This is a genomic window from Streptomyces sp. NPDC028910 (genome assembly GCF_055564955.1).
The window spans coordinates 23805-37670 of sequence record NZ_JBVHVF010000014.1; the positions used below are offsets into that span (position 1 = coordinate 23805).

General features: G+C 73.6%; 15 protein-coding genes and 1 riboswitch. Of the genes, 5 read left to right on the forward strand and 10 right to left on the reverse strand.

Features of this window, described 5'->3' with window-relative positions; translation table 11 throughout:
- Window positions 1-154: 154 nt before the first annotated feature.
- From amaP to ACZ4TV_RS18455, 8 genes are all read right to left on the reverse strand, one after another.
- Window positions 155-712 carry an alkaline shock response membrane anchor protein AmaP gene (amaP, locus tag ACZ4TV_RS18420; RefSeq protein ID WP_468135849.1) on the reverse strand — a complete coding sequence of 186 codons (558 nt, stop codon included), beginning with the start codon at window positions 710-712 and terminating at the stop codon, window positions 155-157.
- Between the two features lie 5 nt (window positions 713-717).
- Complete coding sequence (locus tag ACZ4TV_RS18425) at window positions 718-1278, reverse strand: DUF6286 domain-containing protein (protein ID WP_468135716.1); 561 nt, start codon at window positions 1276-1278, stop codon at window positions 718-720.
- Complete coding sequence (locus tag ACZ4TV_RS18430) at window positions 1275-1694, reverse strand: Asp23/Gls24 family envelope stress response protein (protein ID WP_468135717.1); 420 nt, start codon at window positions 1692-1694, stop codon at window positions 1275-1277. The genes ACZ4TV_RS18425 and ACZ4TV_RS18430 overlap by 4 nt, the downstream gene beginning before the upstream one ends.
- A 7-nt stretch (window positions 1695-1701) precedes the next feature.
- Window positions 1702-1887 carry a hypothetical protein gene (locus ACZ4TV_RS18435; RefSeq protein ID WP_362302281.1) on the reverse strand — a complete coding sequence of 62 codons (186 nt, stop codon included), beginning with the start codon at window positions 1885-1887 and terminating at the stop codon, window positions 1702-1704.
- A 16-nt stretch (window positions 1888-1903) separates the two neighbouring features.
- Window positions 1904-2338, reverse strand: coding sequence for an Asp23/Gls24 family envelope stress response protein (locus tag ACZ4TV_RS18440; RefSeq protein ID WP_468135718.1), 435 nt, complete (start codon window positions 2336-2338; stop codon window positions 1904-1906).
- A 102-nt stretch (window positions 2339-2440) separates the two neighbouring features.
- The gene (locus ACZ4TV_RS18445) at window positions 2441-3220 is read right to left on the reverse strand and encodes an enoyl-CoA hydratase/isomerase family protein (RefSeq protein WP_468135719.1); all 780 of its coding nucleotides are present in this window, start codon (window positions 3218-3220) and stop codon (window positions 2441-2443) included.
- 155 nt (window positions 3221-3375) lie between these two features.
- Window positions 3376-3597 (reverse strand): helix-turn-helix domain-containing protein, encoded by a 222-nt coding sequence (locus ACZ4TV_RS18450; RefSeq protein WP_030010789.1) that lies wholly within the window; start codon window positions 3595-3597, stop codon window positions 3376-3378.
- A gap of 383 nt (window positions 3598-3980) precedes the next feature.
- Entirely contained in the window at window positions 3981-5579 is a 1599-nt protein-coding gene (locus ACZ4TV_RS18455; protein WP_468135720.1) for an ABC-F family ATP-binding cassette domain-containing protein, read from the reverse strand.
- Between the two features lie 322 nt (window positions 5580-5901).
- Here ACZ4TV_RS18455 and ACZ4TV_RS18460 point away from each other — a divergent pair, with 322 nt between their 5' ends.
- Window positions 5902-6297 (forward strand): VOC family protein, encoded by a 396-nt coding sequence (locus ACZ4TV_RS18460; protein ID WP_468135721.1) that lies wholly within the window; start codon window positions 5902-5904, stop codon window positions 6295-6297.
- A gap of 43 nt (window positions 6298-6340) precedes the next feature.
- Here ACZ4TV_RS18460 and ACZ4TV_RS18465 read toward each other — a convergent pair whose 3' ends face one another.
- Window positions 6341-7816 (reverse strand): hypothetical protein, encoded by a 1476-nt coding sequence (locus tag ACZ4TV_RS18465; RefSeq protein WP_468135722.1) that lies wholly within the window; start codon window positions 7814-7816, stop codon window positions 6341-6343.
- A 132-nt stretch (window positions 7817-7948) separates the two neighbouring features.
- Window positions 7949-9079: an alpha/beta hydrolase family protein gene (locus ACZ4TV_RS18470; RefSeq protein WP_468135723.1), complete on the reverse strand. Its 1131-nt coding sequence runs from the start codon at window positions 9077-9079 to the stop codon at window positions 7949-7951.
- A gap of 321 nt (window positions 9080-9400) precedes the next feature.
- Between ACZ4TV_RS18470 and ACZ4TV_RS18475 the strand changes: the two genes are divergently transcribed.
- The 4 genes from ACZ4TV_RS18475 (at window position 9401) to ACZ4TV_RS18490 (ending at window position 13738) form a co-directional block, all read left to right on the forward strand.
- Window positions 9401-10666: an inorganic phosphate transporter gene (locus ACZ4TV_RS18475; RefSeq protein ID WP_468135724.1), complete on the forward strand. Its 1266-nt coding sequence runs from the start codon at window positions 9401-9403 to the stop codon at window positions 10664-10666.
- Between the two features lie 55 nt (window positions 10667-10721).
- On the forward strand, window positions 10722-10943 hold the full coding sequence (locus ACZ4TV_RS18480) for a hypothetical protein (RefSeq protein WP_468135725.1): 222 nt from the start codon (window positions 10722-10724) through the stop codon (window positions 10941-10943).
- A gap of 123 nt (window positions 10944-11066) precedes the next feature.
- Window positions 11067-11222: riboswitch (cobalamin riboswitch) on the forward strand.
- Between the two features lie 36 nt (window positions 11223-11258).
- A complete protein-coding gene (locus ACZ4TV_RS18485) occupies window positions 11259-12221 on the forward strand; it encodes a cobalamin biosynthesis protein (RefSeq protein ID WP_468135726.1) in 963 nt (320 codons plus the stop codon).
- Window positions 12218-13738 (forward strand): cobyric acid synthase, encoded by a 1521-nt coding sequence (locus ACZ4TV_RS18490; protein WP_468135727.1) that lies wholly within the window; start codon window positions 12218-12220, stop codon window positions 13736-13738. The genes ACZ4TV_RS18485 and ACZ4TV_RS18490 overlap by 4 nt, the downstream gene beginning before the upstream one ends.
- Window positions 13739-13866: the final 128 nt, after the last annotated feature.

The following is a 13866-nucleotide window of genomic DNA, read 5'->3' on the forward strand; positions in this document are numbered from 1 at the left end:
CCCCGCCAGGGGGTCCCCCCGGACGGAGTCTGGGGGAGTTTGAGGCGCGGGGGTCCGGGGGCGGAGCCTCCGGCAACGGTGCCGCACCGGCCCGCGCAGCGGTCCACGCAGCGGGCCCACCCGGCCGGTCGAGCCCGCAGGGCGCACGGCAGGGCTACGTCACGCGCTGGGCTCGGTGCGATGTCACCTTCAGGCGGGCCTCCGTCGGCAGTTCGGCGAGGCCCGCCGAGGTGCGGGCGTGGGTCAGGACCGGGCCCGCGACGGCGGCCAGGGCGTCGGCGGGGACGGCGTGGGGTTCCAGTTCCAGCGCGACCCGCAGCGCGGGCGACCCGCGCCGCCCGCGCAGCGCGACCCGGCAGCCGGCGACCCCCTCCAGGGCGCCGGCCTCCGCGGCCACCGCTTCCTCCAGCGCCCGCCCGCGCAGCAGGGCGAACGACCCGTCCCCGGTGTCCACGACCACCGCCTGCAGCCGCGAGCTCCTCAGCTGGGACAGCAGCCACCACAGCGCCAGCAGCACGCACAGCCCGAGCGCGGCGAGCATCACCCACCACCACCAGCCCTCGGCGTGCCAGTACCGGCGCCTGGCCTCTTCGGTGAGCAGCGGCGCGTGGCGGCCGCCCAGCGGCCACGAGGCCGTCAGGAGCGTGACCCCGGCCGCCAGCAGCACCGCTCCGGCCACCGCGAGCAGGATCCGGTTCACCGTCCCGAGCATCCCGCTCACCTCGACCTCCTGACCCGTACGCGGAGCTGCGGCGGGTGTGCGAGGCCCAGTTCCCCGATGCCGACGGCGAGCACCGCGTCCAGGTCGGCCCGTACGTCGTCCAGCTCGCGGAAGTGCGAGGTGGCCAGCACCGTGCTGCGGGACCGGCCCACCTTGACCCGGACCGACCGCACCCCGGACACCTCCATGGCCCGGTCCCGCAGTACCTGCGCGGCGTCCTTGCGCCCGATCCCGGCCCGGACGCCGGCGCCTGCTTCCTGGGTCCGCATCGGCAGGATCCGGCGGAGCCCGGGGGTGAGCGCCAGCAGCAGGAGCACCGCCCCCGCCAGGGCCAGGGCCCCGCCGGTCAGCTGCACCGGGAGGTCAGCGGGGGTGCGCGTCTCCAACTGGTGGGCCAGTTCGCGGCGCCAGCGCATGCCGGGGCGGTGGGCCCGTACGGCGGCCAGGTCGTACAGGAACAGGACCGCAACCCCCAGCACCGCCAGGGCGGTGAGCGCGGCGGGGACGCGCCGGGCGGAGCGGAACCGGGCGGCCCGTCCGGCCGCGCGGGCCGTCACCGCAACCGCCGGTCCCGCCCGGCGGCGGTCCGGGTGTGGGGATGGGTCAGGGGGTGGGTGAGGGGGGAGTGCAGGTGCTCGATGTCGATGTCCACCTCGGGTACGGACATCGCCGCGCACTCCTCGATGCGCAGTGCGACCCGGCGGCGTACGGCCGCGCACTGGGCGGCGAGGTCGGAGGGGTACGCGAGCTCCAGGCTCACCCGTACCCGTGCGATGTCGTGGTGCACGGTGACGGTGGCGTGCGGGGGCGCGCCCGCGATCGTGTCGAGTGCCTCCCGCGCGGCCTGGGCGGCGATCTTGGCGACGACCCGGTCGGCGATGCGGGTGGCCCCGCGGTCGGCGGGGGCCACCCGGGGCGGGGTGGCCCGGGGCGGGATCGGCTGAGGCGGGGTGGGCTGAGGCGGGGTGGTCACCGGCGCCTCACCCGCGCCGGTCGTCGCGGCGGCGGAACAGGTCCCCGGGGTCCAGGTCTCCGTCGAGGAAGCGCCCGGCGACGAAACCGATGGCACCGAGGGCCGCCACCAGCAGGAAGGCTCCAAAACCGCCGAAGTAACCGGCGAACGCCAGGGCCATGCCGGCGAACAGGCCGGCGATCGCCATGCTCATTGCGGGCTCCTCTCGGCTACTGGAGACGGGACTCCGGCTCCTCTTCGGGCTCCTCGGGCAGCTTGACGTCGCTGACGGCGATGTTGACCTCGACGACCTCCAGGCTGGTCATCCGCTCGACCGCCGCGATGACGTTCTCACGGACCGCCCGCGCCACGTCGCGGATCGCCACGCCGTAGTCGACGACGATCTCCAGGTCGAGGGCCGTCTGGAGCTCGCCGACCTCCGCCTTGACCCCGCGGGCGGCGGCGGATTTCGCCCCGCCGGGGACGCGCTCGCGGACGGCGCCGAACGTACGGGAGAGGCCGCTGCCGCTGCCCATGGCGTGCACGCCGACCACCTCGCGGGCGGCCAGCCCGGCGATCTTCTCGACCACCCCGTCGGCGATGCTCGTGCGCCCCCGGTCGCCGGGCTGCCTGGCGGAGCCGCCGCCTGTGCTGGATTCGGTCATGGCGTTCCCTTCCCTGCGTGCGGACTCACTCCGCACCACGTTAGGCGCCCGACCGCCCCTCCGCCCCGGAACTACGCCGGTCGGCACCATCCGGCCCCGCGCTCAGTCCGAGAGCCCCGCCAGGTCGCGCAGGCGGCGGGCCTGGGCGGCGCGCTCGGCGGCGCGCTGATCGTCGTACGGGCGGGACGTGGCGGCGTGCAGCAGGGCCTTGGTCTCGATCACGGCGTCCCGCGGCGGCGCCAGCAGGGCGGTGGTGAGGTCCTGGACAGCGGCTTCGAGCTCGTCCGCCGGGACCACGAGATTGGCGAGGCCGACCCGCTCCGCCTCCTCGGCATGCACGAAGCGGCCCGTCGCACAGATCTCCAGTGCGCGCGCGTAGCCGACCAGGGAGGTCAGCGGCTGGGTACCGGCCAGGTCGGGGACCAGGCCCAGGCTGGTCTCGCGCATGGCGAACTGCACGTCGTCCGCGACCACGCGTAGATCGCACGCGAGCGCGAGCTGGAAGCCGGCGCCGATCGCGTGCCCCTGCACGGCGGCGACGGAGATGATGTCGCTACGCCTCCACCAGGTGAATGCCTCCTGGTACTCGGCGATCGTGGAGTCGAGCAGTTCGTCCGAACCGCGTGCCAGATCGAGGAAGGACGGCTCGCCCTCGAAACCCTCGGGGGTGAACGCCTGCCGGTCGAGCCCGGCGGAGAAGGACTTGCCCTCACCGCGCAGCACGACGACCCGGACGGTGCCCGGCAACGACCTCCCGGCCTCGGCCAAAGCCCGCCAGAGCGCGGGGGATTGGGCATTTCGCTTGGCCGGATTGGTCAGTGTCACCGTGGCGACCGTGTCGTCGACGGTGAGTCGTACGCCGTCCTTGTCGAGCAGAGCCATCTCTATGCCTCCGGTGTGCAGTCGGCCGCGGACTCGGCCTAAGTGACTGCACAGTAACCACCCAGTCGACCGGGGGCCGACCGGGGGTCACCGAAGGAACCGTCGGAACATATGACCTTGAAGCCGTTGGAGCGTTGTAACCGATGGGACCAGGGTCAGGCCGTAGCCGCCTTCTTGCCGCGCGTCGCGCCACCGCGACCACGAAGCGAAACCCCGGACTCACTGAGCATCCGGTGGACGAATCCGTAGGACCGGCCGGTTTCTTCGGCCAGCGCCCGGATACTCGCACCGGAGTCGTACTTCTTCTTCAGGTCTGCCGCGAGCTTGTCGCGCGCGGCGCCGGTTACCCGGCTGCCCTTCTTCAGAGTCTCGGCCACCCGTGCCTCCTCATGGGAAGTGCGCTCTGGACTTCTCATGATCACCCCTCCCCCGCTTCCTGGCCACCCATTCAGCAAGGTCGGTACGGCGGCATTTCTCAAGCAGTGGACACCCGCGCAGAACGGAATCTTCTCTTCCGCCGCATGACCTGCGTCACACTTCGCCGCCCTCGCCGGGAATCGCCAGGTCAGGGGCGGGGCGGCGGGAAACGAAAGGCCCCGGTCGCGCACCCTCGCGGGTGCGGCCGGGGCCGTCGTACGACGCGCAACGGTACGAGACCGTCTCACTCAGATGATGGATCACCCCTGAGCCGAATGATCCATAAGGAACTGGATCAGAGCGGACCGGAGCCGGCGCTGGGCCGGAGCAGGGCCCGCGGGGGTCAGGCGAGGGCCACCAGGTCCCGGTAGTCCGGTCCCCACAGGTCCTCGACGCCGTCCGGGAGCAGGATGATCCGCTCCGGCTCCAGCGCCTCCACGGCGCCCTCGTCGTGCGTGACGAGGATGACCGCGCCCTTGTACGTGCGCAGCGCGCCCAGGATCTCCTCGCGGCTGGCCGGGTCGAGGTTGTTCGTGGGCTCGTCGAGCAGGAGCACGTTCGCCGAGGAGACGACCAGCGTGGCCAGGGCCAGGCGGGTCTTCTCGCCGCCGGAGAGCACCCCGGCGGGCTTGTCCACGTCGTCACCGGAGAAGAGGAAGGAGCCGAGCGTCTTGCGAACGGCGACCAGGTCGAGGTCGGGTGCGGAGGAGCGCATGTTCTCCAGGACCGTGCGCTCCGGGTCCAGGGTCTCGTGCTCCTGGGCGTAGTAGCCGAGCTTGAGGCCGTGTCCCGGGGTCACCACGCCGGTGTCCGGCTTCTCGGTGCCCGAGAGCAGGCGCAGCAGGGTGGTCTTGCCGGCGCCGTTGAGGCCGAGGATGACGACGCGGGAGCCCTTGTCGATGGCCAGGTCGACGTCGGTGAAGATCTCCAGCGAGCCGTACGACTTCGAGAGTCCCTCGGCGGTCAGCGGGGTCTTGCCGCAGGGCGCCGGGTCCGGGAAGCGCAGCTTGGCGACCTTGTCGGAGACGCGGACCGCCTCCAGGCCGGACAGCAGCCGCTCGGCGCGCTTGGCCATGTTCTGCGCGGCGACGGTCTTGGTCGCCTTGGCGCGCATCTTGTCGGCCTGCGAGTTCAGGGCCGCGGCCTTCTTCTCCGCGTTCTGGCGCTCGCGCTTGCGGCGCTTCTCGTCGGCCTCGCGCTGCTGCTGGTAGAGCTTCCAGCCCATGTTGTAGACGTCGATCTGGGCGCGGTTGGCGTCCAGGTAGAAGACCTTGTTGACGACGGTCTCGACCAGGTCCACATCGTGGGAGATCACGATGAAGCCGCCGCGGTAGTTCTTCAGGTAGTCCCGCAGCCAGACGATGGAGTCGGCGTCGAGGTGGTTGGTGGGCTCGTCGAGGAGCAGGGTGTCGGCGTCCGAGAAGAGGATGCGGGCCAGCTCGACGCGGCGGCGCTGGCCACCGGAGAGGGTGTGCAGCGGCTGGCCGAGCACCCGGTCGGGCAGACCGAGGGCGGCCGAGATGGTGGCGGCCTCGGACTCGGCGGCGTACCCGCCCTTGGTGAGGAACTCGGTCTCCTGGCGCTCGTACTGGCGCAGCGCCTTCTCGCGGGTGGCGCCGGAGCCGGTGGAGATGCGCTCCTCGTTCATCCGCATCTTCTTCAGCAGGACGTCGAGACCGCGCGCGGACAGGATCCGGTCGCGGGCCAGGACGTCGAGGTCGCCGGTGCGCGGGTCCTGCGGGAGGTAGCCGACCTCGCCCGAGCGGGCGATGGAGCCGGCGGCGGGCTGGCCCTCGCCCGCGAGGCACTTGGTGAGGGTGGTCTTGCCGGCTCCGTTACGGCCGACCAGGCCGATGCGGTCGCCCTTGGCGACGCGGAAGGAAGCGGACTCGATGAGGACGCGGGCGCCGGCGCGCAGCTCGACGCCGGTGGCGGTGATCACGGAAATACTCCAGGGCGGGTCGGGACGGCGGAAGGGGGGCAGGACGCGATGCTTCGACGCCGCTAATCCGCGAGGAGATTTGCCATGAGAGACATTCTACCGGGGGTGCGCAACTACTTTCCGGGGCGCGGGCGGGGCGGACGGCCCGCCGGGCCGCTGCCGCGTGTCCCTCGTTCCGGTCAGGGCGCACACCGACGTTCCGGTCAGGGCGCACACCGGCGGGACCGGCGACATGGCCCGGTGCGACGCCTTCCGCTGACTGTCGGCGGCGCCTGCCATGCTGGTGTGACGCGGGTCACCGTCACGAGAGGGAGTGATCGTCATGGCAGGCGTTCCGTCCATCTGTCCCACGCTGGTCTACCGCGACGCGAAGGCGGCCATCAGGCTGCTGACCGAGGGCTTCGGGTTCAGCCAGGTCGCCGTGTACGAGGGTGAGGACGGCTCGGTGGTGCACGCGGAGCTGGCGTACGGAAACGGCATGGTGATGCTGGGCAGCAAGGGCACCGGCGGGGTCTTCGACAAGGCCATGGAGGGCGCCGGCCCCGCGGGGGTCTATGTCGTGGTCGAGGACGTCGACGCCCACCACCGGCGGGCCGCCGAGCACGGTGCGGAGATCCTGATGGAGCCCACCGACCAGAACTACGGCTCCCGCGACTACATGGCCCGGGACGCCGAGGGCAACATCTGGAGCTTCGGGACGTACGCGCCGCAGGTCTGAGACCGGCGGCGCGTCCGCCCCTGTTCGCAGAGGCCGTACGGGGCTACGCGCCACCGGTGTGGACCTGGAAAGCGGCCCGGCGGACCGCCTTGGCCAGGGCCGGGTCGGGGTGGGCCGCGGCCAGCGCCACCAGGACCTGCACGGTGCGCGGGTGGCCGACCGCGCGGACCTCGTCCAGCAGCCGGGGAACGGTGGTCCGCACGGCCGAGTCCAGGTGGCGGGCCAGCAGCCCGGCCTCGCCGTGGTCGGCGATGGCGGCCGCGGTGTCCACCCAGAGCCAGGTCGACTCCTCGGCGGTGAGGACGTCCTGCGCCTCGTCGGGGTCGATCCCGTCGTGCTCGGCGAGCCAGAGCAGGGCGTAGGGGCGCAGGGTGGCCTCGCGCACGGCGGCGCGCACCTCGGGCTCGGCCGGGGCGCCGACCACGCGCAGCGCCTCGAAGGCGAGTCCGCGCATGAGGGCGTCCTCGCCGCGGGCGGCCTGCAGCAGCTCGGCCACGGCGTGGCCGACGGGCCGGGCGGCCAGCCAGGCTTGGTACTCGGCGCGGGCCGGGCCCGGAGTGAGCCGGGCGCAACCGTGCAGCATGGCGGCGGCGGACTGCTCGATGTTCCCGGCGGGGCTCTGCGCGGCGACGCAGATCTGCTCCAGCTTGACCCAGACGGCCCAGCTGCCGAGCGGGGTGAGCGTGGCCCGGGCTGGGCCGAGGGTGACGGCGTCCACGGCGGCGAGTCCGCCGAGCGCCCAGCGCAGCAGCCGGGCGAGCGGAACGGGGCGGGGCTCCGCGGAGCCGGAGGCCGCGTGCTGGGCCTGCGCGGCGGGGGCGGGAGCGTCCGGTTCGCCGGAGGCGGGCGTCCCCACGGCCGCGGGCTCCGCGTCGTAGGGGATTTCGCACCGCTCGTCGCGCAGTTCGGTGACGCGCTGTCCGAGCAGGTCGAGCAGGTCCGGGACGGTCACCGGGCCGGCGGACAGCTGGAGCAGGGAGAGGAGCTGGGGCATCGCCTCGACGACCTCGGCGACGGCCGCGGGGGCGATGTCGGCGGGGGCCGGGTGGACCAGCGACCAGGCGTCGAAGAGGGCGACCCAGCCGCGCAGTACGGCGCTGTCGTCGCGGTCCCACGCGCGCAGCCGCCAGCCGGGCCGGGCGTGGCCGCCGTGCACCTCGACCAGGCCGGCGAGTCGGGCGCGGTCCCAGCCGACCCGGATCTGGCCGTGCGTCAGGCCCAGTTCCCCGGCGGCGCGTTCGACGTCGGAAGCCGGCAGGGCGCCCGTGGGGGCGGGTCGGCCCCCGCCTCCGGCGCCGAGATTGCGCTCGGCCCAGCGGGTCAGGCGTACGGCGTCGGCGAGGGAGGCCCGGGCCCGGTTCGCGAGGTCGGCCGTGGCGGGCGTGCCCGCCGGAGGCCTCGGGGCGGGCCGGGTGCGCCGGTCGGTCACCGCCTTGCGGGCCGCGGCGACGGAACGCGGCGAGACGAGTCGGAGTCTGGAGTCGCGAGCCAACTGCTCATCAGGCTTTCGGGACGTCACGGAAGCAGTCTCGCCCGTCACTGGCCGAAAGCCCAAACGGAATCAGCCGTTGTCACCGGCCACCCGCGGTGCAGACCGGGACAAGCCGCCCGCAGGGCCTTGTCCGTCACATGGCCTTCACATGACAGGCCCTCACATGAGGGGAGTGAGGAAGCGGCGCAGGGCTTCCTCGTAGCCGGCCGGGTCCGCGTTCCACATCGCCCCGTGCCCCGCCCCGCGCACGGTGCGCAGGGTGACGAGGTCGGGGCGGGCGGCGGCCAGCCTGCGGGAGGGACCCCAGGGGGCGAGCACGTCGTCCGGGCCGTGGAAGATCAGTACGGGGACGCGCAGCGCGGCGGGGTCCGCGCCCGGCGGCCGGCGGTCGGCGCGCAGTCCCGCACGGCTCTCGGCGGCCCGGACCGCCAGCGGCAGCACGGCGGCCGGGGTGCGGCGCGCCGCGGCGAGCGCGCGCAGGGTGGCGTGCCAGTCCAGCACCGGCGAGTCCAGCACCAGCCCGGAGATCCGGTGGGCCAGCGCCGAGCGCTCGGCGGCGTGCAGGGCCATCGTGGCGCCGGTGGACCAGCCGTGCAGGACCACGCGCCGGGCGCCGTAGCGCACGGCGTAGCGGATGGCGGCGTCCACATCCCGCCACTCCGATTCGCCGAGGTGACCGAGGCCGTCGGGGGAGGCGGGGGCGCCGAGGTCGCCGCGGTAGCCCAGGTCCAGGACGGGCAGCCGCTCGCGGTGCAGGAAGGGCATGACCACCATCGGCTGCTCGCGGCTGGTGCCGAGCCCGTGCACGGTGATCACCCAGGTGTCCCGGGCCGCGGGCACGAACCAGGCGGGCAGCGCGCCGAGCTCCCCGGGGACGTCCACGTCGGCGTGGTCGAGCCCGAGGGCGGTGCGCGGGTCGCCGAGGTGCACCTGGGGGGTGAGGGTGACCCGGGTGCCGGGGGCGAGGGCGCCGTGGGTGACGGAGAGCAGCCGCCGTACGACGGTGTCCGGGTCGTGGGCCGCGTCCGGGAGCACGGGCCCGACCACGGCGTGCACCCCGGGCGCGACCAGGCCGTAGGTGCCGGGGCGCAGGGAGGCGAGCGAGCGGGTCAGCACGATGCGGCCGGCGGCGGTGGAGTGGACGCTGAGCCGCGGCCCGCCGGGGAGCGGGCGTCCGGGCCGGGGCCGCAGGGCGGCGTCCGCCGCGTACCGGCCGGCCGCGACGGCGGCCGCGCCGGCGCCCAGCAGGGTCGTGGCGACGGCGGCTGCCGTCGCTGTCGCGGTACGCACCGCTCCAGTGTCGGGGCGCGGACTCCGGCGGGCCACCGGAGGGATTCGTTCCGCCGGCGGCGCGGACGGGGCGGGCACGGAGTGATCTGGGTCTCTTTCACCTCGCGGACGCGGGGGTCGCATGCACCCCGGAACCGGGGCGGAGGGGCTCATTCACCCGGCTTTGACGTGCATTAATAGCGATATCTCCGGCAGAATCAGGACGAATCTCCCGATCGCGCCCCGTGCCAGTACACCGCTCCGCCCGAGCCAGTTCACCTTCCGTTCATCCAGGTTGCCTACGGTCGCCGAGCCACTGACGTCAAACAGAAGCCTGGGTAAATGGAGCACATAACGCTTCTCCTCGGGATCGTGATCATCACCGCTCTCGTGTTCGACTTCACGAACGGTTTTCACGACACGGCCAACGCGATGGCCACCACCATCTCGACCGGCGCCCTCAAGCCCAAGACGGCGGTGGCCATGTCCGCCGTGCTCAACCTCGTCGGCGCGTTCATGTCCGTGGAGGTCGCCAAGACGATCTCCAAGGGCCTGGTCAACGAGGAAGGCATCCAGCCAGAGGTGATCTTCGCCGCCCTGGTCGGCGCGATCCTCTGGAATCTGGTCACCTGGCTGGTCGGACTGCCCTCCAGCTCCTCCCACGCCCTGATGGGCGGCCTGATCGGTGCCGCGGTCGCCTCCGCCGGTATCGGCGCGGTCAACGGCGACACGCTCGTCACCAAGGTGCTGATCCCGGCGATCGCCGCCCCGCTGGTGGCCGGCATCGCCGCGTACCTGGCCGCCAAGGTCACCTACAAGCTGGGTGACAAGGTCGGCGAGAAGACCTCCGCCAAGGGCTACCGCGCCGGTCAGATCGCCTCGGCCGGTCTCGTCTCCCTCGCGCACGGCACCAACGACGCGCAGAAGACGATGGGCATCATCACCCTGGCCCTCATCGCCGGCGGTGCGATCGCGCCCGACTCGAACCCGCCGGTCTGGGTCATCGTCTCGGCCGGTCTGGCCATCGCGATGGGCACCTACCTGGGCGGCTGGCGCATCATCCGCACCATGGGCAAGGGCCTGACCGACCTGGAACCGCAGCAGGGCTTCGCCGCCCAGACCTCGGCCGCGTCCGTCATCCTCGCCTCCTCCAACCTGGGCTTCTCGCTCTCCACCACCCACTCGTGCTCCGGTGCGGTCATGGGAGCGGGCCTGGGCCGCAAGGGCGGTGTGGTCCGCTGGTCCACCGCGACCCGCATGTTCGTGGCCTGGGGCCTGACCCTGCCGGCCGCCGCGCTGGTCTCCGCCGGTGCCGAGCTGGTCATGCGCACGGGTGACGTCGGCATCGCCGCGGTCACCGTCTTCCTGGTCGGCTCCTGCCTCGCCATCTGGCTCATCTCGCGCCGCCAGGTCGTCGACCACCACAACGTCAACGACGTGCCGGCCGCCGCCGAGGAGCCGGGTGTCGTCACCACGGCGATCGCGGCCGTCACCGTCCCGCCGACCGTCGCCGCCGCCGGTACGACCGCCGCGGTCACGGACGAGGACCTCAAGGCCACCATCCCGGCCGCGACGACGACCCCGGCTGCTCCCGCCGCCGCGGTCTGACCGAGACAAGACACACCGAGACACACCGAGACCGAGACATTCAGAAAGCGGCAGTATGAAGATCGACTGGGAAGCACTCGGCTCCGTCTTCGGGGTCAGCCTCTCCGCCACCGTCGCCCTCGTGGCCCTCTTCACCCTGGGCCTGATGGGCCTGTCCAAGCACGAGGCCGCCACCGAGCAGGGCGGCACAGCGACCCTGGCCCGCAGCGGCGCGTACGTCTGCTTCGCGCTCGTCGCGGCGGCCGTGACGTACGGGATCTACCTGATCGTCGCCTGAGCTGAGGCACCGCGTGGTGAAGGCTCCCTCCGGGTTCGTCCCGGGGGGAGCTTTCGCATGCCCCGCCCCTCCCCTACCTCTCACCTCCCTCTGCCGCACCGCAGGTCAACGGCGAGTTGACGGGCCTTCGACGTGCGTGGTGGACTGCCCGAGCCAACACGGCGGCATGGAGAGGAAGTCCGGTGCGAATCCGGCGCGGTCCCGCCACTGTCACCGGAGAACGCACGCCGCGCGTGCGTCCCGGGAGCCAGGAACTCTCGCCGCCGGACACGTCGAACCAGGGCGCGGACCCTGAGTGAGGACATACCTGCCACCATGCGTGCCGATCGCGTCTTCGCGTACGGCGTCACGGCGGGCCTGATCGGCGACCGGATCCTCGGTGATCCCCGCCGAGGGCACCCCGTGGCCGCCTTCGGACGAGCCGCCGCCGCCGTCGAGCGCGCCCTGTGGCGCGACGACCGCGCCCGCGGCCTCGTCCACACCCTGATCTGCGCCGGGGGCGCGGCCGCCGTCGGCGCGCTGGGCGCCCGCGCCGTGCGCTCCCGGCCCGCGGCCGCCCGTATCGCCCTGACCGCCGCGGCCACCTGGGCCGTCGTGGGCGGTACGTCGCTGGGCCGCGAGGCCCGCGCCATCGGCGGGGCGCTCGCCGCGGGGGACGCCGAGGTGGCCCGGGAGCGGCTGCCGCACCTGTGCGGGCGCGACCCGCACTCCCTGGACGAGCAGCAGATGGCCCGCGCCGTCGTGGAGTCCGTCGCCGAGAACACCTCCGACGCCGTGGTGGGGGCCCTGGTGTGGGGCGCCGTCGCCGGTGTCCCCGGACTGCTGGCCTTCCGCGCCGTGAACACCCTGGACGCGATGGTCGGCCACAAGTCGCCCCGCTACCTGCGTTACGGCTGGGCCTCCGCCCGGCTCGACGACCTGGCGGGCTGGCCGGGCGCCCGGCTCACGGCGGTCGCCGCCGTACTGGCCGGCCCCGACCGGCGGGGAGCCGTACGGGCCTGGCGCGCGGACGCCGCCGCGCACCCGAGCCCGAACGCCGGTCCCGTGGAAGCCTCCTTCGCGGGGGCCCTCGGCGTACGGCTGGGCGGGACCCTCGCCTACGGCGGGCGGGTCGAGCACCGGGCCGTGCTGAACGGCGGGGCGGGGCGGCCGGTGGAGGTCGCGGACATCGAGCGGGCGGTACGGCTGTCGCGGCAGGTGACCTGGCTGGCGCTCGGGGCCTGTGTGGCGGCCCGGATGCTGCTGTCGCGCACGACGAAGAGGGGGCGGCGCGCATGAGCGGCGCGAAGCGGGGCGGCGGACTGCTCGTCGCCGGTACGACGTCCGACGCGGGCAAGAGCGTGGTCACGGCGGGCATCTGCCGCTGGCTGGCCCGCGAGGGCGTGAAGGTGGCGCCCTTCAAGGCGCAGAACATGTCGCTGAACTCGTTCGTCACGCGGGAGGGCGCCGAGATCGGGCGCGCCCAGGCGATGCAGGCCCAGGCGGCCCGCGTGGAGCCGACGGCGCTGATGAACCCGGTGCTGCTCAAGCCCGGCAGCGACCGCAGCAGCCAGGTGGTGCTGCTGGGCAAGCCGGTCGGGGAGATGAGCGCACGCGGCTACCACGGGGGCCGGCAGGAGCAGCTGCTCGGCATCGTCACGGACTGCCTGGAGCAGCTGCGGGGCACGTATGACGCGGTGATCTGCGAGGGGGCGGGGAGTCCGGCCGAGATCAATCTGCGCCGGACCGACATCGTGAACATGGGGATCGCGCGGGCCGCGCGGTTCCCGGTGGTCGTGGTCGGGGACATCGACCGGGGCGGGGTCTTCGCGTCCTTCTTCGGGACGACGGCGCTGCTCTCCCCGCAGGACCAGTCGCTGATCGCGGGGTACGTGGTCAACAAATTCCGCGGTGACGTGTCGCTGCTGGAGCCGGGCATGGAGATGCTGCGCGGCCTGACGGGGCGGGCGACGTACGGGGTGCTGCCGTTCCGGCACGGGCTGGGCATCGACGAGGAGGACGGGCTGCGAGTCTCCCTGCGCGGCGCGGTACGGGAGTCCGTGGTGGCGCCGCCCGTGGGCGAGGACGTGCTGCGGGTCGCCGTGTGCGCGGTGCCGCTGATGTCGAACTTCACGGACGTCGACGCGCTCGCGGCGGAGCCGGGGGTCGTGGTGCGGTTCGTGGACCGGGCCGAGGAACTGGCCGACGCGGACCTGGTCGTCGTACCCGGTACCCGGGGCACGGTGAAGGCCCTCGCCTGGCTGCGCGAACGCGGGCTCGCGGACGCGTTGCTGCGGCGGGCCGCCGAGGGGCGGCCGGTCCTGGGCATCTGCGGCGGGTTCCAGGTGCTGGGCGAGCACATCGAGGACGAGGTCGAATCGCGGGCGGGGTCGGTGGACGGCCTCGGACTGCTGCCGGTACGCGTCCGCTTCGCGCGGGAGAAGACCCTGGCGCGGCCGGTCGGTTCGGCGCTGGGCGAGCCCGTCGACGGGTACGAGATCCACCACGGCGTGGCCGAGGTCCTGGGCGGCGAGCCGTTCCTGGACGGGTGCCGGGTCGGCTCGGTGTGGGGTACCCACTGGCACGGCTCGCTGGAGTCCGACGGCTTCCGCCGGGCGTTCCTGCGGGAGGTGGCTTCGGCGGCCGGGCGCCGGTTCGTCCCGGCCCCGGACACGTCGTTCTCCTCCCTGCGGGAGGAACAGCTCGATCTGCTGGGCGACTTGATCGAGGAACACGCGGACACGGACGCGCTGCTGAAGCTGATCGAGGGCGGAGCCCCGGGTGGCCTGCCGTTCCTCCCGCCGGGCGCGCCGTGAGGGGCCGGGCCCCGCGGGGCTGTTCCCCTACCCGCAAAATTCAGCCTCGCCAGGGGGTCCCCCCGGACGGAGTCTGGGGGAGTTTGAGGCGCGGGGTCCGGGGCGGAGCCCCGGCGACGGCGCCGCGC